The sequence below is a fragment of the Marinobacter sp. LV10MA510-1 genome, assembly GCF_002563885.1.
Taxonomy (GTDB): Bacteria; Pseudomonadota; Gammaproteobacteria; order Pseudomonadales; family Oleiphilaceae; genus Marinobacter.
In genome coordinates, this window is record NZ_PDJA01000001.1 from 13,433 (window position 1) to 39,965 (window position 26,533).

General features: G+C 57.9%; 19 protein-coding genes. 10 read left to right on the top strand and 9 right to left on the bottom strand.

What is annotated here, in order from left to right; translation table 11 throughout:
• Nucleotides 1-69: 69 nt before the first annotated feature.
• The 6 genes from ATI45_RS00090 to ATI45_RS00115 are packed head-to-tail and all read right to left on the bottom strand — an operon-like array spanning nt 70 to nt 6,932.
• Nucleotides 70-1,548 carry a BatD family protein gene (locus ATI45_RS00090; RefSeq protein WP_098417751.1) on the bottom strand — a complete coding sequence of 493 codons (1,479 nt, stop codon included), beginning with the start codon at nt 1,546-1,548 and terminating at the stop codon, nt 70-72.
• Nucleotides 1,542-3,419 (bottom strand): VWA domain-containing protein, encoded by a 1,878-nt coding sequence (locus tag ATI45_RS00095; protein ID WP_098417752.1) that lies wholly within the window; start codon nt 3,417-3,419, stop codon nt 1,542-1,544. The genes ATI45_RS00090 and ATI45_RS00095 overlap by 7 nt, the downstream gene beginning before the upstream one ends.
• Nucleotides 3,412-4,437 (bottom strand): vWA domain-containing protein, encoded by a 1,026-nt coding sequence (locus ATI45_RS00100; protein WP_098417753.1) that lies wholly within the window; start codon nt 4,435-4,437, stop codon nt 3,412-3,414. The genes ATI45_RS00095 and ATI45_RS00100 overlap by 8 nt, the downstream gene beginning before the upstream one ends.
• Entirely contained in the window at nt 4,434-4,964 is a 531-nt protein-coding gene (locus tag ATI45_RS00105; RefSeq protein WP_098417754.1) for a DUF4381 domain-containing protein, read from the bottom strand. Before ATI45_RS00105 ends, ATI45_RS00100 begins: the two co-directional genes overlap by 4 nt.
• Entirely contained in the window at nt 4,961-5,950 is a 990-nt protein-coding gene (locus ATI45_RS00110; RefSeq protein WP_098417755.1) for a DUF58 domain-containing protein, read from the bottom strand. The genes ATI45_RS00105 and ATI45_RS00110 overlap by 4 nt, the downstream gene beginning before the upstream one ends.
• 7 nt (nt 5,951-5,957) lie before the next feature.
• Nucleotides 5,958-6,932, bottom strand: coding sequence for an AAA family ATPase (locus ATI45_RS00115; protein WP_098417756.1), 975 nt, complete (start codon nt 6,930-6,932; stop codon nt 5,958-5,960).
• A gap of 222 nt (nt 6,933-7,154) precedes the next feature.
• Here ATI45_RS00115 and ATI45_RS00120 point away from each other — a divergent pair, with 222 nt between their 5' ends.
• From ATI45_RS00120 to ATI45_RS00135, 4 genes are all read left to right on the top strand, one after another.
• On the top strand, nt 7,155-12,101 hold the full coding sequence (locus ATI45_RS00120) for an NAD-glutamate dehydrogenase (protein ID WP_098417757.1): 4,947 nt from the start codon (nt 7,155-7,157) through the stop codon (nt 12,099-12,101).
• Nucleotides 12,102-12,166: 65 nt separating this feature from the next.
• Nucleotides 12,167-12,847: a carbonate dehydratase gene (can, locus tag ATI45_RS00125; RefSeq protein ID WP_098417758.1), complete on the top strand. Its 681-nt coding sequence runs from the start codon at nt 12,167-12,169 to the stop codon at nt 12,845-12,847.
• Between the two features lie 14 nt (nt 12,848-12,861).
• Nucleotides 12,862-13,968: a class I SAM-dependent methyltransferase gene (locus tag ATI45_RS00130; protein WP_098417759.1), complete on the top strand. Its 1,107-nt coding sequence runs from the start codon at nt 12,862-12,864 to the stop codon at nt 13,966-13,968.
• Nucleotides 13,965-15,236, top strand: a complete 1,272-nt coding sequence (locus ATI45_RS00135) for a class I SAM-dependent methyltransferase (RefSeq protein WP_098417760.1) — start codon at nt 13,965-13,967, stop codon at nt 15,234-15,236. The genes ATI45_RS00130 and ATI45_RS00135 overlap by 4 nt, the downstream gene beginning before the upstream one ends.
• A gap of 75 nt (nt 15,237-15,311) precedes the next feature.
• Here the strand turns inward: ATI45_RS00135 and ATI45_RS00140 are convergent, their stop codons facing one another.
• Nucleotides 15,312-15,926, bottom strand: a complete 615-nt coding sequence (locus ATI45_RS00140) for a riboflavin synthase subunit alpha (protein WP_098417761.1) — start codon at nt 15,924-15,926, stop codon at nt 15,312-15,314.
• Between the two features lie 146 nt (nt 15,927-16,072).
• Between ATI45_RS00140 and ATI45_RS00145 the strand changes: the two genes are divergently transcribed.
• From ATI45_RS00145 to ATI45_RS00165, 5 genes are all read left to right on the top strand, one after another.
• Complete coding sequence (locus tag ATI45_RS00145; protein ID WP_323807617.1) at nt 16,073-16,990, top strand: hypothetical protein; 918 nt, start codon at nt 16,073-16,075, stop codon at nt 16,988-16,990.
• A 111-nt stretch (nt 16,991-17,101) separates the two neighbouring features.
• Nucleotides 17,102-17,785, top strand: coding sequence for a TetR/AcrR family transcriptional regulator (locus ATI45_RS00150; protein ID WP_098417763.1), 684 nt, complete (start codon nt 17,102-17,104; stop codon nt 17,783-17,785).
• Nucleotides 17,786-17,823: 38 nt separating this feature from the next.
• Entirely contained in the window at nt 17,824-18,324 is a 501-nt protein-coding gene (locus ATI45_RS00155) for a L,D-transpeptidase (RefSeq protein ID WP_098417764.1), read from the top strand.
• 102 nt (nt 18,325-18,426) lie between these two features.
• Nucleotides 18,427-19,857, top strand: coding sequence for a mechanosensitive ion channel family protein (locus ATI45_RS00160; protein ID WP_228735890.1), 1,431 nt, complete (start codon nt 18,427-18,429; stop codon nt 19,855-19,857).
• The gene (locus tag ATI45_RS00165) at nt 19,841-20,617 is read left to right on the top strand and encodes an S-methyl-5'-thioinosine phosphorylase (protein WP_098417765.1); all 777 of its coding nucleotides are present in this window, start codon (nt 19,841-19,843) and stop codon (nt 20,615-20,617) included. The genes ATI45_RS00160 and ATI45_RS00165 overlap by 17 nt, the downstream gene beginning before the upstream one ends.
• 22 nt (nt 20,618-20,639) lie before the next feature.
• On the opposite strand, the gene ATI45_RS00170 is transcribed toward ATI45_RS00165, so the two are convergent.
• Nucleotides 20,640-21,293 carry a CsiV family protein gene (locus tag ATI45_RS00170; RefSeq protein WP_098417766.1) on the bottom strand — a complete coding sequence of 218 codons (654 nt, stop codon included), beginning with the start codon at nt 21,291-21,293 and terminating at the stop codon, nt 20,640-20,642.
• Nucleotides 21,290-24,799, bottom strand: a complete 3,510-nt coding sequence (gene mfd, locus ATI45_RS00175) for a transcription-repair coupling factor (RefSeq protein ID WP_098417767.1) — start codon at nt 24,797-24,799, stop codon at nt 21,290-21,292. The genes ATI45_RS00170 and mfd overlap by 4 nt, the downstream gene beginning before the upstream one ends.
• A gap of 267 nt (nt 24,800-25,066) precedes the next feature.
• Here mfd and ATI45_RS00180 point away from each other — a divergent pair, with 267 nt between their 5' ends.
• On the top strand, nt 25,067-26,470 hold the full coding sequence (locus tag ATI45_RS00180; RefSeq protein WP_416376599.1) for a glyceraldehyde-3-phosphate dehydrogenase: 1,404 nt from the start codon (nt 25,067-25,069) through the stop codon (nt 26,468-26,470).
• Nucleotides 26,471-26,533: the final 63 nt, after the last annotated feature.

Here is a 26,533-nt window from a genome sequence, read left to right on the forward strand (position 1 = left end):
CGGTAGCGCCGCATACGCTTTCGCTTTCGCTACCGCGGTGGCTTGCAAATGGCCTATATCTGAACGGCGCTACTGCTGCGATGCGTCAATGGCAGGCGGGTACAGTGGCGATAGACCACTGGTTACCGTTTGGCCGGCAGGCCTGCGAATTAGCTCACGAATTGCCTGTTGCAGCTGCGCCGGGTTATTCGACACCTCGTCTTCCAACGGTTGCTCTATGCTATAACGCCTTTGTTCAAGCTTGGCCAGAGCGTCAGTGAGGGGCGGCAAGTGACAGAATTCCGCCACCTGACGCCAGCTCTGAAATCCCTTGTCCGGATACTGAAGATTCATCCAGCGTAGCAACAGCCGCGGTGTATCCGGGTTGTTGTTGCCGGCAGCGGCCAGCAGTTCCCTATAAAGCTCTGAATCGCCTTCGCCGGCGTTGCTTTCGGTTGCCTTGTTAGCCGGATAACGCGATCGCCTTGCGCGCCAGAAAAAACCCGCCGTAATACTCCAGCCAACAGCCATAAACAACGCCAGCCAGGGCCAGAAAGCACCGCCGCCGGTGGTGTTCTGACTGCTTGTATCCGATCCTGGATCTGGATCGCTAGCGGCGTTATTCAGATTTTCATCGATGGCGGCGACCGCCGGAGCTTGGGCCTGAGTATTAATGCCTGCACCAGGCGCAACCACCAATACGCGCTCGGGAATAATCGCGACTTTTTCTGAATCGCTTGCGGTATCCCACCAGGGAACGCGCACCTCGGGCAGGCGCAGCTCGCCGGCTTGCACCGGCACCAGAGCGCTGGCCTGTTGCAGCATAGACATCAGGCCGTCGGCGCTGATGTCAGTGGCGCGTTTGGCAGGCTCTGGATAACTGCGCAGCCCGGGCACTGTCTGAGCCGGAAAGGGCGGCAGCGTGGCACCTGGCAAGCCGTTGGCGCGCAGGGTTAGCTGGCGGGTCAGATTTGCACCTCTGGTGACGCGGTTATCGCTGGGCAGGCCACTTTCTTCCAGTGTTAGCCCCGTTGCGGGCAGCCAGACGCTGCCACTGAATTGCGGCGGTATGTCTTTCACCGGCAGGTCAAACAGTTGTTCGCTGCTGCGCAGGATCTGCAAGCGGCCGTTGGCGCCGCGAAAGCTGCCTTCAAATTCGACAGGCGCCAAACTGAGCTGGCCGGGGGTTTGTGGGTAAACCGCGTAACGGCGCTCAATCATACGGTAGCGTTGATCGCCCCGCACCCGTGCGTATTCCTGTTGTGGGCCCAAGGATTCAATCACCGCGTTATTGCTGACCGGTTCCGACAGTTCGCCGCGGATGAGCTCATTGTTAAAGTACAGTTGTACCGTTAGCAGCAGCTGCTCCTGCACATAAAGTTCGGCTTTGTCGGTGGAGAGCTCTATAAAGCTCTTCCGCGCATCTGCAGTTGGGTTTTGAGCCCACGCCGGTAATGCCAGCAGGCAAAAGGTGATGATGAAGAGCCGACCAAAGCCCCGGTAATCCCTGTAACCGCCATAATCGTGCCGCCGCAACGGCGTCGAGAAGTTACTGTGTTGCTCTACCATGGCGTATCGCCTCTGTCTGCTGGTGTCTGCCGTTGCCGGTATTGCTGAAGGAATTTCTGCTGCAATAGACCGCCAGGGTCGTCTGGCACCCGCCTTAAATACTGCTCTTGGCTCTGGCTCAGCGGTGCTTCACGGGTATCTGCCGGGGCCTGTTCCGGGCCAGGCTCACTCTCGAGCTCATTCTCGGGCCCACTCTCGGGCTCGTTCCCTGATTTTTTATCAAGTTCGGCATCGAGCTCTGAGCTATCGCCGTTGTTGTCAGATTGCTGATCGCGCCCGTTTTCACCTTTTTCCGGACTCTTGGAGCTCCCGGAATCTTCGGAGTTCTCTGCATTCTCGGGATTTTCGCTGTTCTGTGGCTGCCCGTCCTGGCTGTCAGAGCCCGAATTCTGCTCGGATGACGGATCTTGCTGTTGACCTTGTTCTTGCTGCTGCTCCTGTTGTTGTTTCTGTTGCTGGAGCAAGTCGGCAACCAAGGCTCGGTTGGCAAGGGCGTCCGGGTGTTGGGGCTGTAGGGTGAGTGCCTGGTCGTAGGCGGCAATGGCCTGCTCCAGCTTGCCCGCTTGGGCTAAGGCGTTACCCCGGTTGTAGGCGCCGTCGGCTCCGGGCGCTTCGGCGAAGCGCTCACCGGCGGCCTCGAACTCGCCGTTGCGATAGAGCGCTGTGCCTTGCCATTCGGGCGCTTGCAACTTCTCTGCGGCCTGCTTTGGGTTCTGCTCGATCAGCGCTGGTGCGCGCTGATCTTCACGCTGCCACAGCTCGCCCCAGCTAAAGGCTTGCGCAGGCTGCGGCAGGGTAGGCAGCAAGGCCAGGGCGAACAATGCTAAAGCGCCGCGGCGCCAGATCAGCAGCAACAAGGGGAGCGCCAGCCAAAGTAGCCAGTAGCCGTCTTCCTGCCACTGTGACTGTTGGCGTGTTTTTGCAGGATCAAGCTGTGCTGTATCGGCTTTGGTGAAAGCCCCGTTTAAGCCACTGACTGCCAGCTCGCTCAGGTCACGGCCATCCAGCGTCAGGGTCGCGCTTCTGCCGCCATTGGCGCCCGCCAGCTCGGCCAATGCCCGGGGCGCTGCCTGACTGATCACAATGCGGTCGCCGTCGCGTATAAAACCGCGCTCGGCCAGGGGGATCGGGCCACCGGCGCGGGTACCAACAGTGAGGGTGTCGAGTTGGAAACGGCTGCCCGCTAACAGCTCGGTAATAGCCTGGCGGTAACGGGGCTGCACGTCGTCTGTGATTAACAAAATACGGCCGTTGCCCGGTGCTCCGCGGTCGAGCAGCTCCATGGCTTTGCCCACGGCCAGATCGGCGCGGTTGCCTGCGGCCGGCATCATCAGCGGGTCCAGAACGGCGAGCATGGATTCGGTCGTGGCGCTGTCGTCACTTAAGGGCGTTACGCTGTGAGCGTCTGCGGCGTAAACCACCAGAGCTGTAAGGCTGCCTTGGCGCGCGGCAAGAATGTCGCGAATTTTGCGTTTGGCCAGGGTCAGTCGGTTGGGCTGCACGTCGGTAGCCAGCATCGACAGTGACAGGTCCAGCACAATCACCAGGCTGCTAGTGGGCGGCGCCGCGGGGCTTGGCGCCTGGCGCCACACCGGGCCGGCCAGGGACAGGCTGACCAGCGAAAACGCCAGCACGGCTGCCAGCGGGCTGGCGATCCGTGGCATTCTTCTTCGCACTTTTTGCTGGCCATCGGCACTGTGTGTTGGCTCTGGCAGCAGCGGTGCCAGAAGATGCCGGGGTATCAGTGCCGACCAGCCGCTGTCTCCGTCACCGCGATGCCGGGCAAGCCAGTACACCAGTGGTGTGGCCAACAACAGCAACAGCCACCAGGGCCGCAGCCACTGTAACTGCAAAATCATCAGCTCAGACATAGGGCTGTTTCTCTGTTTCGGAGCCGTGGCGAAGCGGTTGTTGGCGTCGCTTTTGATAGCGGCGAAACAAAAGTGCAAACAGCCATAGCATTATGGCCAGCGCCGCCGGCCAGACATAATGTTCGCGCACCGGTCGGTAAAACTGGCCTTCTTGAACGGCCGGTTCAAGCTGATTGATACTGGCGTAAATACCGGAAAGCTCGGCCAGATTACGGGCGCGAAAATATTGGCCGCCGGTTTGCTGCGCCATGCGCGTTAGCAGGGCTTCGTCCAGATCCCGCGATGGATTGCGCTGCAGCAGTCCGGTTATGGCGCTATCCGCTCCGGCGCCAATGCCGATGGTGTAAAGCCGCACAGCACTGGCCTGTGCCAGCTCACTGGCTTTGTCAGGGGTTATTTCGCCGGCGGTGTTGGCGCCGTCGGTCAGCACAATGGCAACTCGTTGCTCCAGGGGCCGCTCGCGCAGGCGCTTCACCGCAAGCCCAACGGCGTCGCCAATGGCGGTTGCGTTCCCGGCCATGCCCAGGCCAGCTTCTTGCAGCAGAATATTTACCGTTGTTCGGTCAAAGGTCAGGGGTGCTTGCACATAGGCCTGACTGCCAAACAGAATCAGACCCAGGCGATCGCCCTGGCGCTGGTCAATAAACTCGGCCAGCACCTGCTTTACCGCTTGTAACCGGTTAATACGCCGGCCCTGGCGCACCATATCCGGCTCGTCCATGCTGGGTGAAATGTCTACCACCAGCATCAGATCGCGGCCGGTTGTCGGCAGTTGCCGGGCATCGCCCACCACTTGCGGTCGCGCCAACGCCAGCACCAACAGCAACCAGCCCAGCAGTGTCAGCAAACGCAGCCATAAAGGGTTTTTGGCGCTATGGGTGGAAACCCCGGGCATGCCGGCTAACCAGTGCCCCAGGGGCATCACCGGTGCCTGCACGGGTTGGGCTGCGCGGCGTCGCCAAAGCAGGGCCAGCGGCAGCAAAGCCAGCACCAGCACCCAGGGATAAGCCAGTGTCATGGCGCACCCCGCAGTTGTTTTTTATGGTTTTGCAGCCAGCGCCCGGCAAAGGCCAATGCCTGCTGCGGGTCGCAGCTGCTGTGGGGCTGCCAGCAGGCGTTCACCAGAGTATTAACCAGTTCTGCTTCAACGGCGTTATCGCTACTTTGTTGCAAAAACGCAACCCACTCGTTACCGCTGAGGGCGGCGACCGGTTGCTGTGGGTAGCTGTCACGGGCCGCACGCTTCAGTAATGCGTTAAGCTGGCTGAACCAGGCGGGGCTATTTTGCGTCTGCGTCTGCGATTGCAATTGAGCCCGCAGTGCCGTCAGTTCCCGTTGCACGGCTTGCCAGCGCCGGTTACGCCGCTGCCAGTGTCGCCACCCGCGCACGGCCAACACCAGGCAGACTGACCCCACAGCGGCCAGTAACCACCAGCCGGGGGCCGGCGGCCACCAACCTGAGCTTTCGGGTAGATGAATATCGCGCAGCTGTTGCAGCGCGTCGGCGGCATTGTTGGCGGTATTGATGGTGTCAGGGCTGTTCATCCCAGGCGGCCTCCGCCGGCCATCAGCGCACGCAGTGCCAGGCGCGGATGTTCGCCAGTAGAAACATCAATGCTGTTTACTGCCGCCACGCGCAGGCAATGTTGTAACCGCTCCTGGTGTTGATTCATGCGCCGCTGCCAGGCCAGGCGAAACGCGCTATCGCCGGCGTCAAACCACAGCGGCCCGGCGGCGCTGGCCACCGCAAACTGGCCGTGCGGGGGCAATGCCCGCTCCAACGGATCACTGATTTGAACGGCGCTGACGCTGTTGTGCTGGGCCAGCTTTCCCAGCAGGCCAGCGCTGTTTTCGCTCAGCTGGATAAAGTCACTGATGATGAAAATCCGGCTGCCGGTGCGCGCAACGCGACAGGCTTCGGCCAGCGCATTATCCAGCGAACCCGGTTGTGCTAGCGGCGCGCCTGGGTTGGGGTGAAAATGACCGGGCTGGTGTTGTAGGCGGGCAAGGTTGTCGAGCAATCGCAGCACCGAGGTTTTGCGTCGTGCCGGGCGCTGGAGCGCTAACAGCTGGCCGTTGAACACCAGGCCGCCCACCCGGTCGCCGCCAAAAAGCGCAACCCATGCCAGCATGGCGGCAGCTTGGGCGGCGCGCACCTGTTTGTAGGCGCCGGTGCTGGCGAAGAACAGCGACGGGTTCAAATCACACAGCAGCAAAACCGGCCGCTCCCGTTCTTCTTCGTAGATTTTTGTGTGGGCCTGTTGCCGCCTTGCGGTTACTCGCCAGTCAATGGCGCGAATGTCGTCCCCTGGCTGGTATTGCCGCACTTCAGCAAACGCCATGCCGCGGCCCCGCTGCGGCGACGCGTAAGCACCGGCCTGGCGGCTGCGGGTGGCCTTTGCCGAGGGCAGCCGCAGCGTATGGGCTTCTGCCTGCAGCTTTACCAGCGCAGTCAATGGCAACGCGATGTCGTGCGCTGTGTTGGCGTGCGCGGCAGAGACCGACACATTGGATGCGTTACCGTGAGTCATGGGCGGACTATGCCGTTACCGGCAGACATTCTAAGAGTCGCCGCAAAAAATCGTCGGTGCTGATGCCCTCAGCCTGGGCGTCGAAGTTTAGCAGCACCCGGTGGCGCAGCACGTCAAAGGCCACATTGCGGATGTCGTCCGGGGTTACATAGTCGCGCCCATCAAGCCAGGCCTGGGCGCGGCTGCAACGGTCCAGTGCGATAGTGCCACGCGGGCTGGCGCCAAAACTGGCCCAGCGCGCCAGTTCCGGGCTTAGCTCTGCAGGCTTGCGAGTGGCTAGCACCAGTGCCAATAAATAGTCCTCAACGGCCTCTGACATGTGTACGTCGGCCACTTGCTGGCGCGCTGCAAACACCTTGCTGGCACTGACCCGACGGATGACAGTTGCCGCAGGCTGGCGAAAGTCGCGGCGCGCCAAGTGCAAAATCTTGCGCTCGGCGCTGGCGTCCGGATAATCAATCAACACGTGCATCAGAAAGCGGTCGAGTTGGGCTTCCGGCAGCGGGTAAGTGCCTTCCTGCTCTATCGGATTCTGCGTCGCCATCACCAGAAACAGCGGTTCCAGCGCGAAGGTGTTCATGCCCACGCTGACCTGGCGTTCGCCCATGGCTTCCAATAGCGCCGATTGCACCTTGGCCGGGGCGCGGTTTATTTCATCGGCCAGTACCAGGTTGTGAAACACCGGGCCGCGCTGGAATTCGAAAAGACCGGTTTCTGCGCGATAGATCTCGCTGCCGGTCACATCGGAAGGCAACAGGTCAGGGGTGAACTGGATGCGATGAAAGTCGCCTTCAATGTATTCAGCCAAGGTTTTGATGGCGGTGGTTTTCGCCAGTCCCGGTGCGCCTTCCACCAGCAGATGGCCATCAGCCAGCAGAGCCATCAGTAGGCGGTTAACCAGGGTTTTTTGGCCAATAATACGGGTTTCTAGCTGGCTCTGAAGATCCAGAAAAGTCTGCTGTAGTGATAACTGCGATGACATAGGTAAGGCACTCGTGACCGGTAACGGTAAAAGACAGCTATGCTACAACAATCGAACCAATAACGAACTGATAACGAAATGATAACGAAATGATAAGTAGTTGCCGTAATTTTTCGGAGATGCCGGCAAAAATCAAGCGCTTGGCATATCCTAGTGCGACAACAACGGCATAAAAACGATATAAAAACCAGCTCCATCGTTCACACGAACCAGAGGTACGCTATGAATGCGCTGACAGTGGCCAGTAAGGAACAATTTTTTTCTCAGCTAGAAGAGGCGTTTGGCGAGAAGATTGCCAAAACGGAAGCCACCCGAATCAGTGAATTTGCCCGCCAACATTACTCGCAGATACCTCTGGAAGAACTGGTCAATCGGCGATTTTCAGATATTTATGGCTGCGCAATGGCGGCGTGGCAGTTCCTGCGCAAACGCGGACAAGACGAGACCCCGGTTTCAGTGTTCAATCCGGATCTGGAAAGCGATGGCTGGGCATCGACCCATACGATGATCTTTATCATTCACCCAAACATGCCGTTTCTGATTGACTCACTGCGTATTGCCATCAACCAGCGCGAAATTGGTACCCATTCCATTCAGCACGCGGTGCTACAGATCAGCCGCGATAAAGATGGCAAATTGGCAGATCTGCATGGCAAAGATGCCAACGGGGCGGCACCGGCTGAGTGTGCTCAAGAGGCGTTTATTGCCATTGAAATTGATCGTCACAGCGCGCCGGAAGAAATGGCCGAGCTGGAACAGGTGCTGCAGAGCGTATTGCACGAAGTCCGCATTGCTGTGGGTGACTTCCCCCGGGTGAATGCCAAAGTGATCGAAAGTCGCGAGGAACTGGAGCATTCCGCCGGCGGTATCAGCAAGCAGCAGAAGAAAGAAGCCCAGGCGTTTTTGACCTGGCTGCAAGAAGATCATTTCACGTTTCTGGGTTACGACGAGTACGATTTTGTAAACGACAAAAACGGCGTGGAAGTGCGCCGGGTAAAAGACTCGGAACTGGGCATATTGCGGGTGACCAATGAACGCCCCGCGTGTGTGCGCTTAAGTGAGCTGCCCAATCGCACCGGTCAGGAAATGACCCGCACTGACGATGTGTTTATCTTTGCTAAATCCGCCCAGCGCTCACGCGTTCATCGCCCGGCCTACCCGGACTACATTGCCATAAAACGCTTCAACCAGAAGGGTGAAGTGGTGGGTGAACGGCGCTTTCTGGGCCTTTATACCGCTCGAGTGTACAACGAGCGGCCAGACCAGATTCCACTGATTCGCCGCAAATTTGAAAGTGTGATGGCGCAGTCTGGCTTCCCCCGTGACGACTACACCGGCAAAGAGCTTGACCAAATTCTGACGGTGTTGCCCCGTGACGAGCTGTTCCAGCTCAATACCGAAGAACTGCTGCGACTGGCCACGGGTATACTGTACATTCAGGAACGTCGACGCATTGAACTGTTCATGCGCGAAGACGTGTACGGCCAGTTTGTGTCTTGTCTGGCCTATTTCCCAAGGGACATCTACAACACCGAGCTGCGTCTGAAAGTCGAGCAGGTGCTAGTAGAAACTCTGGGCGCAGAAGACGTTGAATTTGTCACTTATTTCTCCGAATCGGTTCTGGCGCGGGTACAGTTCACCATTCGCGTGCCGCCTATGGAAAACCGCCAGCTGCCACTGGCCGAGATTCGACAAAAGGTAATCGGGCTGGCGCAGTCCTGGAGTGACGGGCTGCTAGAAGCTCTTACCGAAGCTTGGGGCGAAGAGAAGGGCAGCGAGATGAAGCGTAACTGGAGTGCTGGTTTTCCCGCCAGTTACCTGGAAATGTTTTCGCCACGCCGTGCCGCCATTGATCTGGAATACGTCGCCACCGCCGCCAAAACCGACGACATGGCCATGAGTTTCTATCGGGCGCTGGAAGAAGACGACAGCACCATTCACTTTAAATTGTTCTATCCAAGCCATCCGGTACCTTTGTCAGACGTGATGCCGGTGTTCGACAACTTTGGCTTCCGCGTGCTCAGCGAACATCCTTTTGAAATGACCAGCCGCAATGGCGAAGTGGTCTGGCTGCACGACTTCACTCTGCGCTCGGTTTCCGGTGCTACGATTGACCTTCAGCGTTTGCGCCCGCTGTTTGACGAACTCTTCCGTCGCGTGTGGCGCGGTGATGCCGAGAACGACGCTTTTAACCGCCTGATGAAATCGTCTTACAAGAGCTGGCGCCAGATTGCGCTGCTGCGCACCTATGCCCGTTACATGCGCCAGATCCGCTTTTCCAACAGCCAGACCTTTATTGCCAGAACCCTGTTCCACCACAAGAACCTGACCGAAGTTCTGCTGGCCTACTTTGAGGCCCGCTTTAATCCGGATAACGGCTACAGCCCGGCCAAGCGCGAGGCTACGCAGCAGAAACTGCTGGTGGAATTCAACGCCGGGCTGGAACAAGTAGAAAACCTGAGCGAAGACCGGGTGTTTAAGCTGTATATAGAGCTGATTCACTCCACCCTGCGCACTAATTATTACCAGCCCGACGAGTTTGGCCAGCCCAAGTCTTACATCAGCGTAAAGTTGGATCCGACCGGCATTCCGGACATGCCACTGCCGATCCCGATGTTTGAAATATTCGTCTATTCGCCGCGCGTAGAAGGTGTGCATCTGCGTGGTGGTAAAGTGGCGCGCGGGGGCCTGCGCTGGTCGGATCGTTTTGAAGATTACCGTACCGAAGTGCTGGGCCTGGTAAAGGCGCAACAGGTAAAAAATGCGGTGATTGTGCCGGTGGGAGCGAAGGGCGGTTTTGTTGCCAAGCAGCTGCCGAAAACCTCTAACCGCGAGGCCTTCCAGGCCGAAGGCAAAGAAGCGTACAAAACCTTTATTCGCGGGTTGCTGGACATTACCGACAACTTGGTGGACGGCAATATTGTGCCACCGCTCAGCGTGGTACGCCAAGACGCAGACGATCACTACCTGGTGGTAGCTGCCGACAAAGGCACCGCCACATTCTCTGATATCGCCAATGGCCTGTCTGCCGACTACGACTTCTGGATGGGCGATGCCTTTGCCTCTGGCGGCAGCAACGGTTATGACCATAAAAAAATGGGCATTACCGCCCGCGGCGCCTGGGTATCGGTAGAGCGACACTTCCGCGAAATGGGTATTAACCCGGCGGATGACGAGTTTACCGTGGTGGGCATTGGTGACATGGACGGTGACGTGTTTGGCAACGGCCTGCTGAGCTCGGAAAAAACCCGCTTGGTAGCGGCGTTCAACCATATCCATATTTTTATCGATCCGTCTCCAGACGCAGCCAAGAGTTATAAAGAACGCCTGCGCCTATTCAAAATGCCGCGTTCGGCCTGGACTGATTACAACAGCGAGTTGATATCCGCCGGTGGTGGCGTTTTTAGCCGCAGTACGAAATCCATTGCGCTGAGCCCCGAAATTAAAGCCCTGCTGGGAATCAAAGCAGACCGGGTGCCGCCCAACATGCTGATTGCCCACATCCTCAAAGCGCAGGTAGACCTGCTATGGGTCGGCGGCATTGGCACTTATGTCAAAGGGGGCGGTGAAAGCCACAGCGATGTCGGCGATAAAGCCAATGACGGCGTTCGTATCAACGGCGCCGACCTACGCTGCAAGGTGGTTGCTGAAGGCGCTAACCTGGGCCTTACCCAGCGCGGCCGTATTGAATATGCGCTCAGAGATGGGCGCTTGAACACCGACTTCATTGACAACTCCGGCGGTGTGGACTGTTCAGACCACGAAGTGAATATAAAGATTCTGCTCAATCGCTCCATTGTAATGGGCGATTTGACCTCTAAACAGCGCAACCTGCTGCTGGAGGACATGACCGAAGACGTGTCTGCGCTGGTGCTGAAAAACAATTACCGCCAGACCCAGGCCCTGAGCATCGCCAGCGAAGATGCTCCCAAACGCATTGAAGAATGTCGTAGGCTGATGAACTCCTTAGAGGCGGAAGGCAAACTTAACCGCGAGCTGGAGTTTTTGCCCGACGACGAGGCCCTGAACCAGCGCAAGCAGGCGGGTAAAGGCCTGACACGGCCGGAACTCGCGGTGTTGATTGCGTATGTAAAGGCAGACTTAAAACAGACCCTGGTGGCCAGCAACCTGCCTGATGACCCGCTGTTGGTGGGGGAAATGTACAAGGTGTTTCCGCGGGAGCTTAATCGCAAATTTGCCGACGAGCTGGGCGAGCACCAGCTAAGGCGGGAAATCATTGGTACCCAGATTGCCAATGATATGGTCAACCACATGGGCATCATTTTTGTCGACAGCATCAAACAAGCGACCGGCGCCGATTCGGCGCAGATAGCCCTGGCCTGGATTATTGCCCGCGATCTGTTCCGCGTTGACACCTGGTGGGACCGTATTGAAGACCTGGATTTCCATGTAAGCGCTCAGCTACAGATAGAACTGATGCAAGAAATGATGCGGCTGATGCGGCGCACTGTGAAATGGCTTTTGCGTAATCGCCGCGCCGAACTGTCGATTGCCCATCACATTGAGCGCTTTGCCGACAGCGTTTGGGCTATTACCGCGGGCCTGCCAGACTACCTTAACGGACAAACCCGTAAACTCTGGCAGAAGCGCCATCAGGCTCTGATAGATTCCGGAGTGCCGGAAGACCTGGCGCCGGTGCTGGCCGGTACCGACTATCTGTATTCGTCGCTGGGTATTATCGAAGCCCAGGAAGCGACAGACGTGCCATTGAAAACCGTGGCCAGCTTGTACTACGAAGTCAGCGAGCGTTTGCAGCTGAACTGGTTTGCCGGCGCCATCTCGGCGCTGGTGCCAGCCAGCCACTGGCAGTCGCTGGCGCGGGAAAGTTTCCGTGAAGATCTGAACTGGCAGCAGCGGGCGCTGACCACCGGCGTGCTGCAGCAAGCAGGCGAGCCGGATGATGTGGCCCTGTGCGTGGACCAATGGATGGCCCGTCACCAGCCGATGATTGACCGCTGGCAGGAAATGCTGGTCGAGTTGAAACGCAGCCCCGAGCCGGAATACGCCATGTTTTCTGTGGCCCTGAGGGAATTGCTGGATTTGGCGCAGACAACCCTTCACCAGACAACTCTTCACCAGGCACCGGCGGAGCACCAGGCGCCAGCTGAACCTGCAGAAACGGCAGAAACGGCTTCTGATGTGAACTAGGTATTGATTAACGGGAGCAATTCCCGTTCAATCCTTCGCCTTAACTTACAAATCGGAGCGGATAGATGGGGCAGCTGGATTATTTACTGGACAAGAACCGGGCCTGGGCGGAGAACATCAAGGCACAGGACCCACAGTTTTTTGATCGGTTATCAAATCAGCAGGCCCCGGAATATTTGTGGATTGGTTGCGCCGACAGCCGGGTGCCGGCCAATCAGATTGTAGACTTGATGCCCGGCGAGTTGTTTGTGCACCGTAACGTGGCCAACGTGGTGGTGCACACCGACTTTAACTGCCTGTCGGTGTTGCAGTTCGCGATTGACGTATTGAAAGTGAAGCACATTCTATTGGTGGGTCACTACGGCTGCGGCGGTGTTAAAGCTGCCCTGCTGAACGAGGGCTTTGGCCTGATTGCCAACTGGCTGCGCCACGTGCAAGACGTGCGCGATCGTTACCGGCACATTCTGGAACCCATCATCAGTGTGCAAGACCGCGCCGACCGCCTGTGCGAATTGAACGTGATTGAACAGGTGGACCACGTGTGCCAGAACAGCATTGTTCAGGACGCTTGGAAGCGTGGCCAGGACTTAACCGTGCACGGCTTCGTGTACGACCTTCGTGACGGCATAATGCGGGATATGGGCATACCCATATCCAACGCTGCCGCCAGCGAGCATACCCGCCAGCAATCGGTGGATGAAATGGTACTTCGCCCGGTGCGCTCCGGCCGCCTGATTAAAGCCTGAATTACGGAACGCCCATGTCTGCATTACCGAATTCCCACGAAGCGCTGCTTCGTAATCGCTCCTGTCTGACCGGCAAGGTCGCCCTGCTGGGCGTTATTGCGCCGGATTTACTGACCGAACTGGCAACCTTGGGCAGCACTGGCCTGGCCATGACCGAACACGCCGGATACGCCCAGGCCCTGGAGCAGGCAGGCAACTGGCCGGTGGCCTTTGGTTATGACTCCCCGGCTCTGACCGCTGCCGCGTTTGATTGTGTTGTGGTGTTTTTGCCCAAGGCCCGCGCCGAGCTGGATGTGCGGCTGTCGCTGGCGCGTTGGCTGGTGCGCCCTGGTGGCCGCCTGCTGGTGCTAGGGGAGAAAAAAGAGGGCATTGCCGGCGCGGTAAAACAGCTGCGCGAGGCCTTGCCTCAGGTGCACAAGATTGACAGTGCGCGGCATTGCCAGGTGTGGTGTGCAGAAGACGTAACACCGCTTGCGCACTTTGCCATCGCTGATTGGCTGGATTGGAGCCAGGTCAGCGTTGCCGGCCGGGACCTAGAGGTAGCAGGCTTGCCCGGTGTGTTCAGCCGCGGCGAACTGGACTCGGGCACAAGCCTTTTGCTGGAAACCCTGGCCAGCAACCCTTTGACCACCCTGTCGGTGCGGGCGGCGCCGGGTATACCGCCGACGCGGGCCGGCATGGCCCTGCGAGTTCTTGATTTTGCCTGTGGCGCCGGGGTTATTGGCGCCTGGCTGCAGACGGGCGAACGCACTGACCTAAGAGCAGACCTAAGCGTTGACGCCGTAGACGTGCAGTCCCAGGCGCTGCTGAGCGCCCGCGCGACTTATGACCGAGTGGGTGCCCGGGGCGAAATTATTGCCTCTGACGGCATTGCGGGGCTAGACGGCCGTTGGCAGGCGGTGGTGTCTAACCCGCCGTTTCACAGCGGCGTGCGCACTGACATGACCATGACCGAGCGTTTCGTGCGCGACCTGGCCAGCCACCTGGAACACGGCGGTGAGTTGCGCCTGGTGGCCAACAATTTTTTGCCTTATGAGGCCCTGATTCGGCGTTGCATCGGTCCCGTTGAACGCCTGGCGGAAAACAACAAGTTTACGGTGTACCGGGCCTTTCGGCAGTGATATGGCCGTTAAACCTGGAGCGTGTGGCGCCTGCGCCAACGCCTGATGAGGCCGTGCGGCCAAACGCCAACACGGCCAGCCTTCAAGCCTGGGATGCAGCGGATGAACTGCTGCTGCAGCAGGCCACCCATTGGGTGGAGAATGAGTGGCTAGAGGATAAACAGCCGGCGGGCAAACAACATCCGCGGGTGCTGGTGGTGGATGACAACTTTGGTGCTCTTACACTAGGGCTATGGGACTTGCAGCCGGTTACCCTGGCCGACAGCGCGGCTCTTGGGCCGGTGCTGGCACACAATCTTGCTTTGAATCCACCACTGCAAAGCAATCTGAGGGATCGGCCCGTGCCTCTGAGCTGGTGCGACGACCCGGTGTTGGCGCCGGAGACAGCAACGACAATGGCAACAAACAGCCCGCACAGCGCCTATAGACTGAACGGTCTGTTTGATCTGGTGGTCATGCGTATTCCCCGCTATGGCGACTACCTGGCCTGGCTGCTGCGACGGGTAAATGCCTTGCTGGCAGACGACGGCGTGCTGCTCGCTGGCGGCATGATAAAACACCTGCCAGACCGCAGTGTGGATGTGTTTGCCCAGGCGGTCGTTACCGAAAAGGTATGCCCGGCGCGCAAAAAAGCGCGGGTGGTGATATGCCGCAAAGGGAGCGCAGAGTTAACAAATTGGACCCCTGCGTGGCTGGGCTACTCGCTTGCAGCGGGCGCTGAAGCAGCAAAAGCACGGAGCGTAGTAGCGCTGCCGGCGGTGTTCGCCCGCGACAAGCTGGATATTGGCACCCGGGTATTGCTGCCCCATGTTACGCAGGCCGCCGCCGCTTTGGCGCCCGGTGCCCGGGTGTTAGATCTGGCCTGCGGCAATGGCGTACTTGGCCTGGCAGCGCTTGCGGCTAACAGCCACCTTGAGCTGACTTTCAGCGATGTTTCCAGCCAGGCTGTGATCAGTGCGGCTGCGAACGCGGCCCGCGAATTCCCCCGGAGCACATTTTCTTTCCGTTATGCCGACGGCATTTCTGCAGACGGAGGCGAGTTCGACCTGATACTGCTGAACCCGCCGTTTCACGAGGGTGGGGTAGTGGGTGACCATATTGCCCTGGCGCTGTTTGCCGCCGCCCGCCGCCATCTTCGCCCCGGCGGACGACTGTTGCTGGTGGGCAACCGGCATCTGGGATATCACCGCAGCCTTGGCCGCTTTTTCCCCCAGGTGCGCCAGCCAGACGCCACTCCCAAATTTGTGGTGCTTGAAGCCAGCCGTTAAAGCCAGGCGTGTGCCAGTCGATCACCGCTCTCGGTTACGCCCTTTGATTTCATCTTTCGAAATCACACAACGGAATTAAACGGCAGGGCGGTCATAACCCAGGCGTGCCAGAGTATCGACAATGGTTTGGGTTTGGCTGTCGATTTCGATATTCACGCTTTGGCCCACGCTGGCTTCACCAAATACCGTGGCGCGCAGGGTTTCCGGAATCAGATGCACGTTGAAGCGGTTTTCCTGCACTTCGCCAATGGTCAGGCTGGCGCCGTTAATGGCAATGTAGCCCTTGGCAAATACATAGTGGGCCCAGGCTACCGGCACTTCAAACCATAGGCTGACGTTGTTTTCGCTGCGCACAATATCAACAATCTGCGCGGCAGTGTGAATGTGGCCAGACAGCAAGTGCCCGCCGATTTCATCGCCAATGCGCGCCGCGCGTTCGTAATTCACGAGGCTGCCAGCCATCAGGTCGCCCAATGTCGTTAGGCGAAGGGTTTCCTGCATGGCGTCAAAATACAGCACATTGCCTTGCTGGCGGGTGACGGTCATGCAGGTTCCGTTAATGGCGACCGAGGCGCCGATAGTTACGCCTTCGGCTTTGCCGGCGGGCAAGGCGATGGCGAACGTACTGAGCCCTGGCGCAGTGATAATGTCTTCAATGGTCGCAATGCCCTGAATAATGCCTGTAAACATGGGGAAAGCCTCGTGCGGTTAAGATGACGTAGCATACGATGGGCCAGAATAACCAGATGACGCCAGGGGAACAACGCGCACCTCAAGATTCTGCCGCCCACGCCGTTAGTATGAATAAGTTCATACACTTTCAGACGGAATTGCTCATGGCCCAGAATACTGGCACCCAGGCACCGGCACCGGCACCGGCGTCGTCAGCCGCAGCGCCCGCGGTATTGCGCCAAGGCCGGGCGGCAGACCCGGCGCCGGCCGTGGCGGACAAGGCTGTGGCGGTTGCGGGCCAGGGCTCCCAAAACACCACTCAACCGTCCACCGGCCCAAATGAAAGCACCAGGCAACCGTCTGACGCAATGGCTGCCGATGCTGAGGACAGCCGCGATGCTTCCCCTGGTAGCAGCCGTGATAAAGCGGCCAACCGCCAGCGCCAGCTGCGTTTGATGATGCGCCAATGTGACCGGGTGCTGCTGGCCGATTATGACTTGCTGGCGATGGAGAAATGGCCGGACAACGCCCGGATTTCCGCTGCGCGAAGGCGCCGGGATCTGTGGTTGCTGGCGGTGTTTGTTGCCGCTGTGTTGTTCGTTGGCGGCGTGCTTGGCGTCTTACCGGCCTGGTTGGGCGGTACCGGTTTTGGCGCGCTTGTGACTACGTTGCTGCTGGCACTGCCACCGGTGCGCAGGGTATTCAGTTCACGCCCGTCACACCGGGAGCTAGTGCAGCAGCGCGGGCAAATGCTGCGGGACGCCAGGCGCCATGTGGCGCATCTAGAGGGGGCCGATGGGCTGGTGTGGCAGTGCCAGCGCATGGCGGCGTTCAACCCTGCGCTGGCAAGTCACAGCTTTTCGCGATTACGGGAAGCATCGGAGAAGCATATACTAGTGGGGCAATTAACCGAGCGCAAATACGTGCGCCTGTATCTGTTCTATCTGGTAGAGGCCGACAAAGCGTACCAGAGGCTGCAACAGGCGTTTCTGGACAGCCGCCAGCAGGATTTGGAGCAGAGCCCGTTAGAGGAAGTGGCGGAAGGAAAAGCGGGGACAGATTTGAAATCTGTCCCCAGTTAAATCTGTCCCCGGTTAGTCGTGGGTCACGGTTGACGACAGCACTAACTTGACAAGTTGATTTCTCAAACGTATGTTTAAAACATACGTTTATTGCTGGAGTCAGGATTTACAATGGCGCAATCAGATACTGTAGATCGCATTCTGGACGCAGCGGAAGAATTGTTCGCCGATCGCGGATTTGCTGAAACATCGCTGCGGATGATTACCAGCCGGGCAAAAGTGAATCTTGCCGCCGTGAATTATCATTTTGGCTCCAAAAAATCCCTGATACAAGCCGTTTTTGCCCGCTTTCTAACACCTTTTTCGGCCACCGCCGAAGCTGCGTTTGACGATCTGGAAAAAAGTTGTGATGGCAAAGCGCCAACGTTAAACCAGACCCTGCGTGCTTTGACCGAAAGCGCGGTGCAAATGCCACAGCGCAGTGAACGCGGCATTGCGATCTTCATGCGGCTTCTTGGCCTGGCTTATACCCAGTCGCAGGGGCATTTGCGAAAATTTCTGGAGCAGGAATACAGCGAACCTTTCAGCCGTTTCATGCGCTTGTTGAAAGAAGCTACCCCAGAGCTCTCTGCGGTAGATCGCTACTGGCGCATTCAGTTTATGCTTGGCGCCACCGCTTTCACTATGTCCAGTAACGAAGCCTTACGTGATATTCTGGTCAACAAGATGGGCGTAGAAACCAGCGTGCAGGAAATTGCTGCGCGGCTGGTGCCGTTTTTGGCGGCCGGCATGCAGGCGAAAGACCCAATGCTGACGCCTATGCCCTGCGACCAGGAATCACTGGCTGTGTTTTAATCAGCCAGTGCCGCCACTGAGCCTGAACGGAGCCTACTGTGGTTATCGGCGATTCTGCTGTCAGCCATCTGCTTATTGATATTGCCCGTCAGCGTCTGCAACTGTTTGACGACTCTTCTGTGTGCGTGGGTGATTATTCGGTGTCTACGGCGCGTAACGGTGCCGGCGAATGTGATGGCAGTGGTTGCACGCCCCGGGGCCAACATTATATTCGCGTCATGATTGGCGCCGGGCAACCACTGAACAGCGTATTCCGTGGCCGCCGCCCAACCGGCGAAATCTACAACCCCGAACTGGCCCTGGCCCACCCCGAGCGTGACTGGATACTGTCGCGCATCGTATGGCTGTGCGGCCGGCAGTGGGGCGTAAATCGCGGCCCCGGGGTCGATACTTTTCGCCGCTTCATATACATTCACGGCACTCCTGACACCGAGCCGATGGGCACTCCGTTGTCCCACGGCTGTGTGCGCATGCGCAATACAGACCTGGTGACGCTGTTTGCCAGATTACAGCCGGGAATGCCGGTAATGATCTGTTAGTAACTGTTTATAAAAACCATTTTTCTAGCGTGCAATTTTTTTAGAAAGACGACTGGGGCAGCAACGTGAACGCGTTCTTTGATTTTGAATTTGAGGGTTCCCATGATTAAGGAAGGCATAATTATACTAAATGGCTGGATTGAGGGCTTCGAGCTGTTGTCTTCCGGCTGGCGGGCAGGGGTGATTATTTTTGCTCTGGTGTTTGGTACAGCCCTCGTTGCGTACATTGCTAACCGCGTGATCAGCGCTTTGGAGCACAGATTTTCTCAAACCAAAAATATCTGGGACGACGCCCTACTGCACGCTGTTCGCCTGCCGCTGGTGGCGTTTGTGTGGTTGCAGGGCGTCTATTGGGCGGCAGAAATAGCCCATTATTATTCCGAGGCTGACGTTTTCAAGGCAAACGATTCGCTGCTGGACGTTGGCTTCATCTGGGTTGTTGTGTGGGCGCTGCTGGGCCTGATCAAACAGATTGAGCATGTGGTTGTGTCGCCGATCAAAATGAAAAAGCCGATGGATTTCACCACCGTCAACGCCATCAGTAAGCTTTCGCGGCTGGTGGTGATCATTACCGCGGCTCTGATTGGCTTACAAACCCTGGGTTTTAGTATTTCCGGTGTGCTGGCGTTCGGTGGTGTGGGTGGTATTGCCATCGGTTTTGCCGCTAAAGACCTGCTGGCCAACTTTTTTGGCGGTTTTATTATTCACCTCGACCGCCCGTTCAAAGTAGGCGACTGGATACGCTCGCCAGATCGTAATATTGAGGGCACGGTAGAGCAGATTGGCTGGCGTATGTGCACCATCCGTACGTTTGACAAACGCCCGCTCTACGTACCCAACGCTACGTTTACCACCATTGCGGTAGAAAACCCGTCACGTATGTCGCACCGCAGAATCAGTGAAACCATTGGCGTACGTTATAGTGACATAGACCGGGTAACCGACATTGTCAGTGATATTCGCTCGATGCTGAAAAATCACGACGAGATCGAAGTCAGCCAAACGCTGATTGTGAATTTTCTGGCGTTTAGCCATTCCACGCTGGACATCATGGTGTACACCTTCACAAAAACCCGCGAGTGGGTGAAGTTTCACGAAGTGAAGCAGGACGTATTGCTGAAAATCAGCGACATTATAGCTGGCCATGGCGCCGAAGTGGCGTTCCCGACCCAGACGCTGCATGTGGCTGATAGCATTAAGCTGCAGCATCTGGAGAACAATTCCGGTCGTGACCAGGGTCGTACCCAAGACGGCGATTGGGCCAGCAACGAGGCCGGTGAGCGTTCTCTGCGTGATGACTCCGAAGGCAGCGAGCAAGACGCTGCTAACAGCGACAGCGACAAACACAGCACCGGCAACCGTGAAGGTGCCCAAGACAGGGTGGCTGAAGATACCGAAAGAGCCCGCAGCGGCCGCCCGGGCAGCAATCAGCCGCAGCGTGAACAGGTGGATTCACAAAGCCATGCGCAGGAGGGTTCCTCGAAGGGGCATCTTGAGGAACCTCTGGAGGGAAGTCATGCAAAACGCCGCTGAAAACCCCGTCGGTATCATCGGTGGCACCGGCCTGACCGCTCTTGAAGGTTTGCAGATAACCGGCGAGCAGAGTATGGCCAACCCATGGGGTACGCCTTCTTCAGCGCTCACCAGTGGGCTGTTGAGCCAGCAGCGCGTGCTGTTTCTGGCCCGCCACGGTAACCCGCACCGGATACCGCCCCACCAGATTAACTACCGCGCCAATATTCAGACGCTGTTTGACGCCGGCGTGCGCACCTTGGTGGGCGTGAACGCTGTGGGCGGCATACACCCGGATATGGGACCGGCCCACATTGTCATACCGGATCAGCTGATTGATTACACCTGGGGCCGCAGTGGTACGTTTTTTGAGGGTGAGCTGGATAAGGTCACCCACATTGATTTCACCTGGCCTTACAACGAGCCGGCGCGGGCGATTCTGATTGAGCAAGCGGAGCGTCTGGGGTTGAGCTTCTCCAGCCACGGGGTTTACGGCGCCACCCAGGGACCACGCCTGGAAACCGCCGCGGAAATTCGCCGTATGGAGCGTGATGGCTGTGATCTGGCGGGTATGACAGGCATGCCGGAAGCAGCACTGGCTGCCGAGCTGGGGATGCGGTACGTCAGTTTATGCCTGGTGGTCAATTATGCCGCAGGCAAGTCCGACACGGTGATCACCATGGCGGACATTCAGCGCGCGCTTGATGACGGTATGGTTGCCGTGAAAACCCTGCTACAGGCTTCCGTTGCCGGGCTTGGAGCCCTGCAGGCGAGAGCCTGAGCAGTGTCTGGGCGCTAGCGGCTCAATCCTCGATTTTTGCGAAATAGATCAGCACGCCTATGGTGGGGGAATCCAGAAAATGGATTTCGCTGCTGCGCATGCGGCGGGTTTCACGAATCCAGGTCAGCAGCTGCGGTTCAGCCTGAGCGCCGGGCTGCGCGGCCGAGGCGGCATCTTGCCAGTGGTTCAGGTGCGCTTCCACATGTAAAAAGCGTTTGCGATCGATTTTTATATAACCTTCCACGTCGCGCTGCCGTGCCTGCGGCAACCAGTCGCCAACGGCCACCGCCAGGCGTTCGCCACTGTAGTTCTGCGGGAAATCTTCGAACCAGCCGGCTTTGGCCAGAATGCGGAAACGGCCGCTGTTGGTCAGCCGAGCGGCTGCGCTGTCCAGATAGAGGCTGTTGGCCTGGTTTAATGAACTGCGCGGCCCACCGCCCTCGGGCGTTACCCAAAGCGCCTTGTTAATAACCGGCGTGGGGGTAACCTTCTGCCCGCTCATGTTCTCGACCAGATTTTCAGGCGCAATAATGCGTTCCAGAATGACAAATTCCGCGCGATAGCGATCACTAGCCTGGGCCAGAGGCGCGCCCACTATCAGCGTGAAAACAATCAGCACGGCCATCGTAAAAGGTGAGCCCGGGTGTTTACGCAAGTCAGTTTCTCCAACAGTCATCGGGGCCGGCCTGAGGATTTGACCGGTGCCAGTTCATCGAACATAGCGGCAATGCCATCAAGTTTACCATCGGTTGAGGTGTCGTTCAGCCGGAAACGGAAACTGTTGGCGCCGTCCAGGCGATACTCGCCGGGGTCGGATTGCATTTTCTTAATCAGCACCAGTGGGTCTACGCTGGTGCTGTTGCCAAACTCCAGTCGCGCCCATTCCTTGCCAGCGTCTACTTTAACCACTCCCAGGGCCTCGGCACGCATGCGCAGCGCCGCCTGGCGCATCAGATTTTTGGCCGGTTGCGGCAGCAATCCAAAGCGGTCAATCATTTCTACCTGAAGTTCTTTTAATTGTTCATCATTGGCAACGCTGGCAATGCGTTTATACAACATCAGCCGGTTATGAACGTCTGGCAGGTAATCGTCCGGAATCAGCGCCGGGATGCGCAAATTCATTTCGGTGCCGTGGCTCAGTGGCAGCTCGGCGTTCGGTGTGCGGCCTTCACGAATGGCTTTTACCGCTTCGTCCAGCAGCTGCATGTAAAGGGTAAAACCAATGCTTTCGATTTGCCCGCTCTGTTCCTCGCCCAGAAGTTCGCCGGCGCCGCGGATTTCGAGGTCTTGGGTGGCCAGCATAAAACCGGCGCCCAAATCCTGGGCTTCAGAAATGGCCTCCAGGCGCTTTTTTGCATCGGAGCTAATGGCTTTCGGTGGCGGGGTAAGCAGGTAAGCGTAGGCTTGATGGTGGGAGCGGCCCACCCGGCCTCGCAACTGGTGCAGCTGGGCCAGGCCGAATTTGTCTGCGCGCTCGATAATAATGGTGTTGGCGGTGGGCACGTCTATGCCGGTTTCAATGATGGTGGTACACACCAGCACGTTGAAGCGCTTGTGGTAAAAGTCCTTCATGATCTGTTCCAGATCGCGTTCGCGCATCTGGCCGTGGGCCACGCCAACACGGGCTTCGGGAATCAGTTGGCGCAGGTCTGCCGCGGTTTTTTCGATGCTGGTCACGTTATTGTGCAGAAAGTACACCTGACCGCCACGCAGGATTTCCCGCAAAATCGCTTCTTTCACCATGGGTTCGTCGCGCTGGCGCACAAAGGTTTTTACCGACAGCCGCCGCGCTGGTGGCGTTGCAATAATGGACAGATCGCGAAGGTGGCCCATGGCCATATTCAAGGTGCGGGGGATGGGCGTGGCGGTCAGGTTGAGCATATCCACTTCGGCCCGCAGCGCTTTTAGCTTTTCTTTTTGCTGCACGCCAAAGCGGTGTTCTTCATCAATAATCACCAGGCCCAGATTCTTGAACCGAATGTCGCCCTGCAGCAGTTTGTGGGTGCCAATCACGATATCGGCTTTGCCGTTTTCCATGGCCTCCAGCGCTTTATTGGTCTGGCTGCCACTGCGGAAGCGGCTGAGCAGCTCGACATTAACGGCGGTATCCGAAAAGCGGTCGCGGAAAGATTCGTAATGCTGCTGCGCCAGCAGGGTAGTGGGCACCAGTACCGCCACCTGTTTGCCCGACCAGGTCGCCACAAACGCGGCGCGCATGGCCACTTCGGTTTTGCCAAAGCCCACATCGCCGCAAATCAAACGATCCATCGGTCGTTCGCTGGTCATGTCTTCCAGCACCGCCATAATAGCCACTTCCTGATCCGGTGTTTCCTCGAACGGGAAGCCTGCTGCAAAGGTGCGGTAGGCTTCCTGGGGGTTCTCGAAGCTGAAGCCTTTGCGGGCTTCGCGGCGGGCGTACACGTCTAAAAGCTCGGCGGCGGTGTCGCGGATTTTCTCCAGCGCTTTTTTCTTGGCGTTGTTCCAGCGATCGGTGCCCAGCTTGTGCAGCGGCGCGTGTTCGGTGTCGCTGCCGGCGTAGCGTGAAATCAAATGCAGGCTAGACACAGGCACATACAGCTTGGAGCTGCCGGCGTATTCCAGCATCAGAAATTCGCTGGCTTCACCTTCCACCGTGATGGTTTCCAGGCCCTGATAGCGGCCTACACCGTGGTCAATATGCACCACCGGCGAGCCAATACGGAGTTCCGAAAGGTCGCGGTAGCCGTCGTCGTTTAGCTCGGTGGGCTTTTCCCGGCGCCTGCGCTGCAGCACCCGCTCACCAAAAAGTGCGGTTTCGGTGATCAGCGCCAGTTGCCGGTCTGGCAGCACCAGGCCCTGTTCCATAGGCGCGATGGTAATGCCCAAGCTGCATTTCGGACTGTCCAGAAAACCTTGCCAGCCCTCCAGCGCCTGAAGTTGCAAGGATTGCTGGGCCAGATTATCGATCAGCGCTTCGCGCCGGCCAGACGATTCGGCGCAAATCAGAATGCGACCGTCGAATTCGTTGATGAACCGTTTCAAGCGCCCGGCAGGGTCTGCTGCGCGCCCGTTCATGGCGATGTCTGGCAGTTCGCGGGCGGCGCAGTTCACACTGCCGTTGCCATCGTCGGTTGCGGTGCGTGTGGTTACCCGTGGAAACTGTTTGAGCAGCCCGAACAGCTCGTCCTGCTGCAAAAACAGCCGGGCTGGCGGCATGATTGGCCGCACGCGGTCGTGGCGGCGATCTTCATAACGGTTGCGGGTTTCGCTGTCGAACTGCTGCACCGATTCGTTCAGGCCATCGGCGGTGAATACCCGGGTACTGGCTGGCAGGTAATCAAAAAGCGTGGCGGTGGCATCAAAAAACAGCGGCAAATAATATTCAATGCCCGGTGATGTAATGCCCTGACTGACGTCCTGATACACAGGCGCGCTTTTGTCGGCGCTGGGAAATTGCTCGAACCAGCGTCCGCGAAACGCCGAACGGGCTTCTTTGTCCCAGGGGAATTCAAACGCCGGCAGCAGTTCTACCTGCTGGATGCGATCCACCGAACGCTGGGTGTCCGGGTCAAAGGTGCGTAGGGTTTCAATTTCGTTGTCGAACAAATCAATGCGGTAGGGCTGGCTGGCGCCCATGGGGAAAATGTCCAGAATGGCGCCGCGCACAGCGTATTCACCGTGCTCGTAAACGTTGTCGGCATAGCGATAGCCGGCCGCCTCGAGCTGCAGGCGCCAGCTGTTGATGTCCAGCGACTGGCCGACTTCTAACAGCAGGGTGTTGCCCTGCAGATAATTTACCGGCGGTAACCGGTGCATCAGGGTACGCGCAGGCACCACAAGCACGCCGTGTGCGGTAGAGGGCAGGCGGTGCAGGGTGCGAATGCGGCGGGAAATAATATCCTGATGGGGCGAAAACTGGTCGTAAGGCAAAGTTTCCCAGTCTGGCAACGACAGCAATTCCAGGCCATCGGCGCTTATGGCCGGGCCATCTTCTTCAGGTGCCAGGCCCAGAAAAAACCGCATTGCCTGCTCCAGGCGAATGGCATCGGCGGTGCTGCGGGTGATCACCAGGGTTAACCCTTGATGGCTGCGCGCGCTTTCACAGATGGCCAGAGCGTCACTGCTGCCGTGAAGCTGACCCCAGACACGATGGTCGGCAGGCTTTTTTGGAAACTCGGGGGCAAGCAGGGGGGTGCTGGTCATGTTGGGAAATGTGCCTTTTTCGAATTCGAGAGCCGGTAAATAGGCTGGCCATTCTACCGCTGCAGTGCATGGGGGGTCGAGTGGCTATAAAAACAGGCGTTGGATTTGCCGTAGGCGGCGTTAAATTGGATAATACCTCACCCGATTTTCTTCATGTCTACTTTGCATGCCCAAAACGTTTCTATTCAGAGGTCCTAAACCGTGAGCCACGAACAGATCCACCAGCACTTGTCGAACTGGACAGAGCGCGAATCTACCGCCGAAGCCATGATCCCGCTAATTGGGCGCCTGTACCGCCGTAACAATGTTGTTACGTCGGTTTACGGCCGCTCGGTAATTAATCAGTCAGTGATTGACATCATTCGCGCCCACCGCTACGTTCGGCAGGTAGAAGACAGCGAGTTGTCGGTACACGACACCCTGCCCATTCTTCAGGCGATGGATGCCATGGAGCTGGGGCGTGGCCACGTAGACATCGGCAAGCTGGCGGTCAAATTCCGCGCCATTGGCGGCGACCTGAACGAGTTTTTGACCCAGGAAATCGGATCTATCGCGGGGTTGTACGCTTCCCAGTCGGAAGAAGATGCCCAGAATGACACCAAAGATATAGTGCTTTACGGTTTTGGTCGTATCGGCCGCTTGCTGGCCCGTATTCTGATTGAAAAAGCCGGCGGCGGTAACAATCTGCGCCTGCGCGCCATTGTTGTGCGCCATGGCGGTGCCGAAAACGATCTGGAAAAGCGTGCCAGCCTGCTGCGCCGCGACTCCGTACACGGCCCCTTCAACGGCACCATCCGTGTCGACGCGGAAAACTCCGCGCTGATCGCCAACGGCAACTTTATCAAAGTTATTTACTCCGCCGGGCCAGACCAAGTGGACTACACCCAGTACGGCATCAACAATGCCATTGTGATTGATAACACCGGCATGTGGCGCGATGAAGAAGGCCTGGGCCTGCACCTGAAATCTAAAGGCGTCAGCCGCGTCATGCTGACAGCTCCAGGCAAAGGCGACATCAAGAACATCGTTTACGGCATCAATAATGACTGGATTACTGACGACGACAAAATTCTGTCGGCAGCCTCTTGTACCACCAACGCCATTACCCCGGTGCTGAAGGCTATCAATGACGAATACGGCATTGAAGATGGCCACGTAGAAACGGTGCACTCTTACACCAATGACCAGAACCTGATCGACAACTACCACAAAGGCAGTCGCCGCGGCCGCAGTGCGCCGCTGAACATGGTAATTACCGAGACAGGCGCCGCCAAGGCGGTGTCAAAGGCGCTGCCAGAACTGAAAGGCAAGCTGACGGGTAATGCCATTCGCGTGCCCACGCCGAACGTCTCCATGGCGATTCTGAACCTGAATCTGAAGACAGAGGTGGATGTAGAAAGCGTTAACGAATACCTGCGTGACATAGCGCTGCACTCCGAACTGCAAAAGCAGATTGACTTTGTAAACTCCACAGAAGTGGTGTCGACCGATTTCGTTGGCTCGCGCCACGCCGGTATTGTGGACGCCCAAGCAACGATTGCTGCCGGTAAACGCCTGATTCTTTACGTTTGGTACGACAACGAATTCGGCTACAGCGCACAGGTTATAAGGGTTGTTAGCCAGATGGCTGGCATCAACTATCCTATTTTCCCCAAGCGCGCTCGCGGCTGAGTCGGTCGTTCTGGCTCTCGGGTCAGTGCTTGATGAGTGAATAAAAGCCCCTCCAGCTTTTGC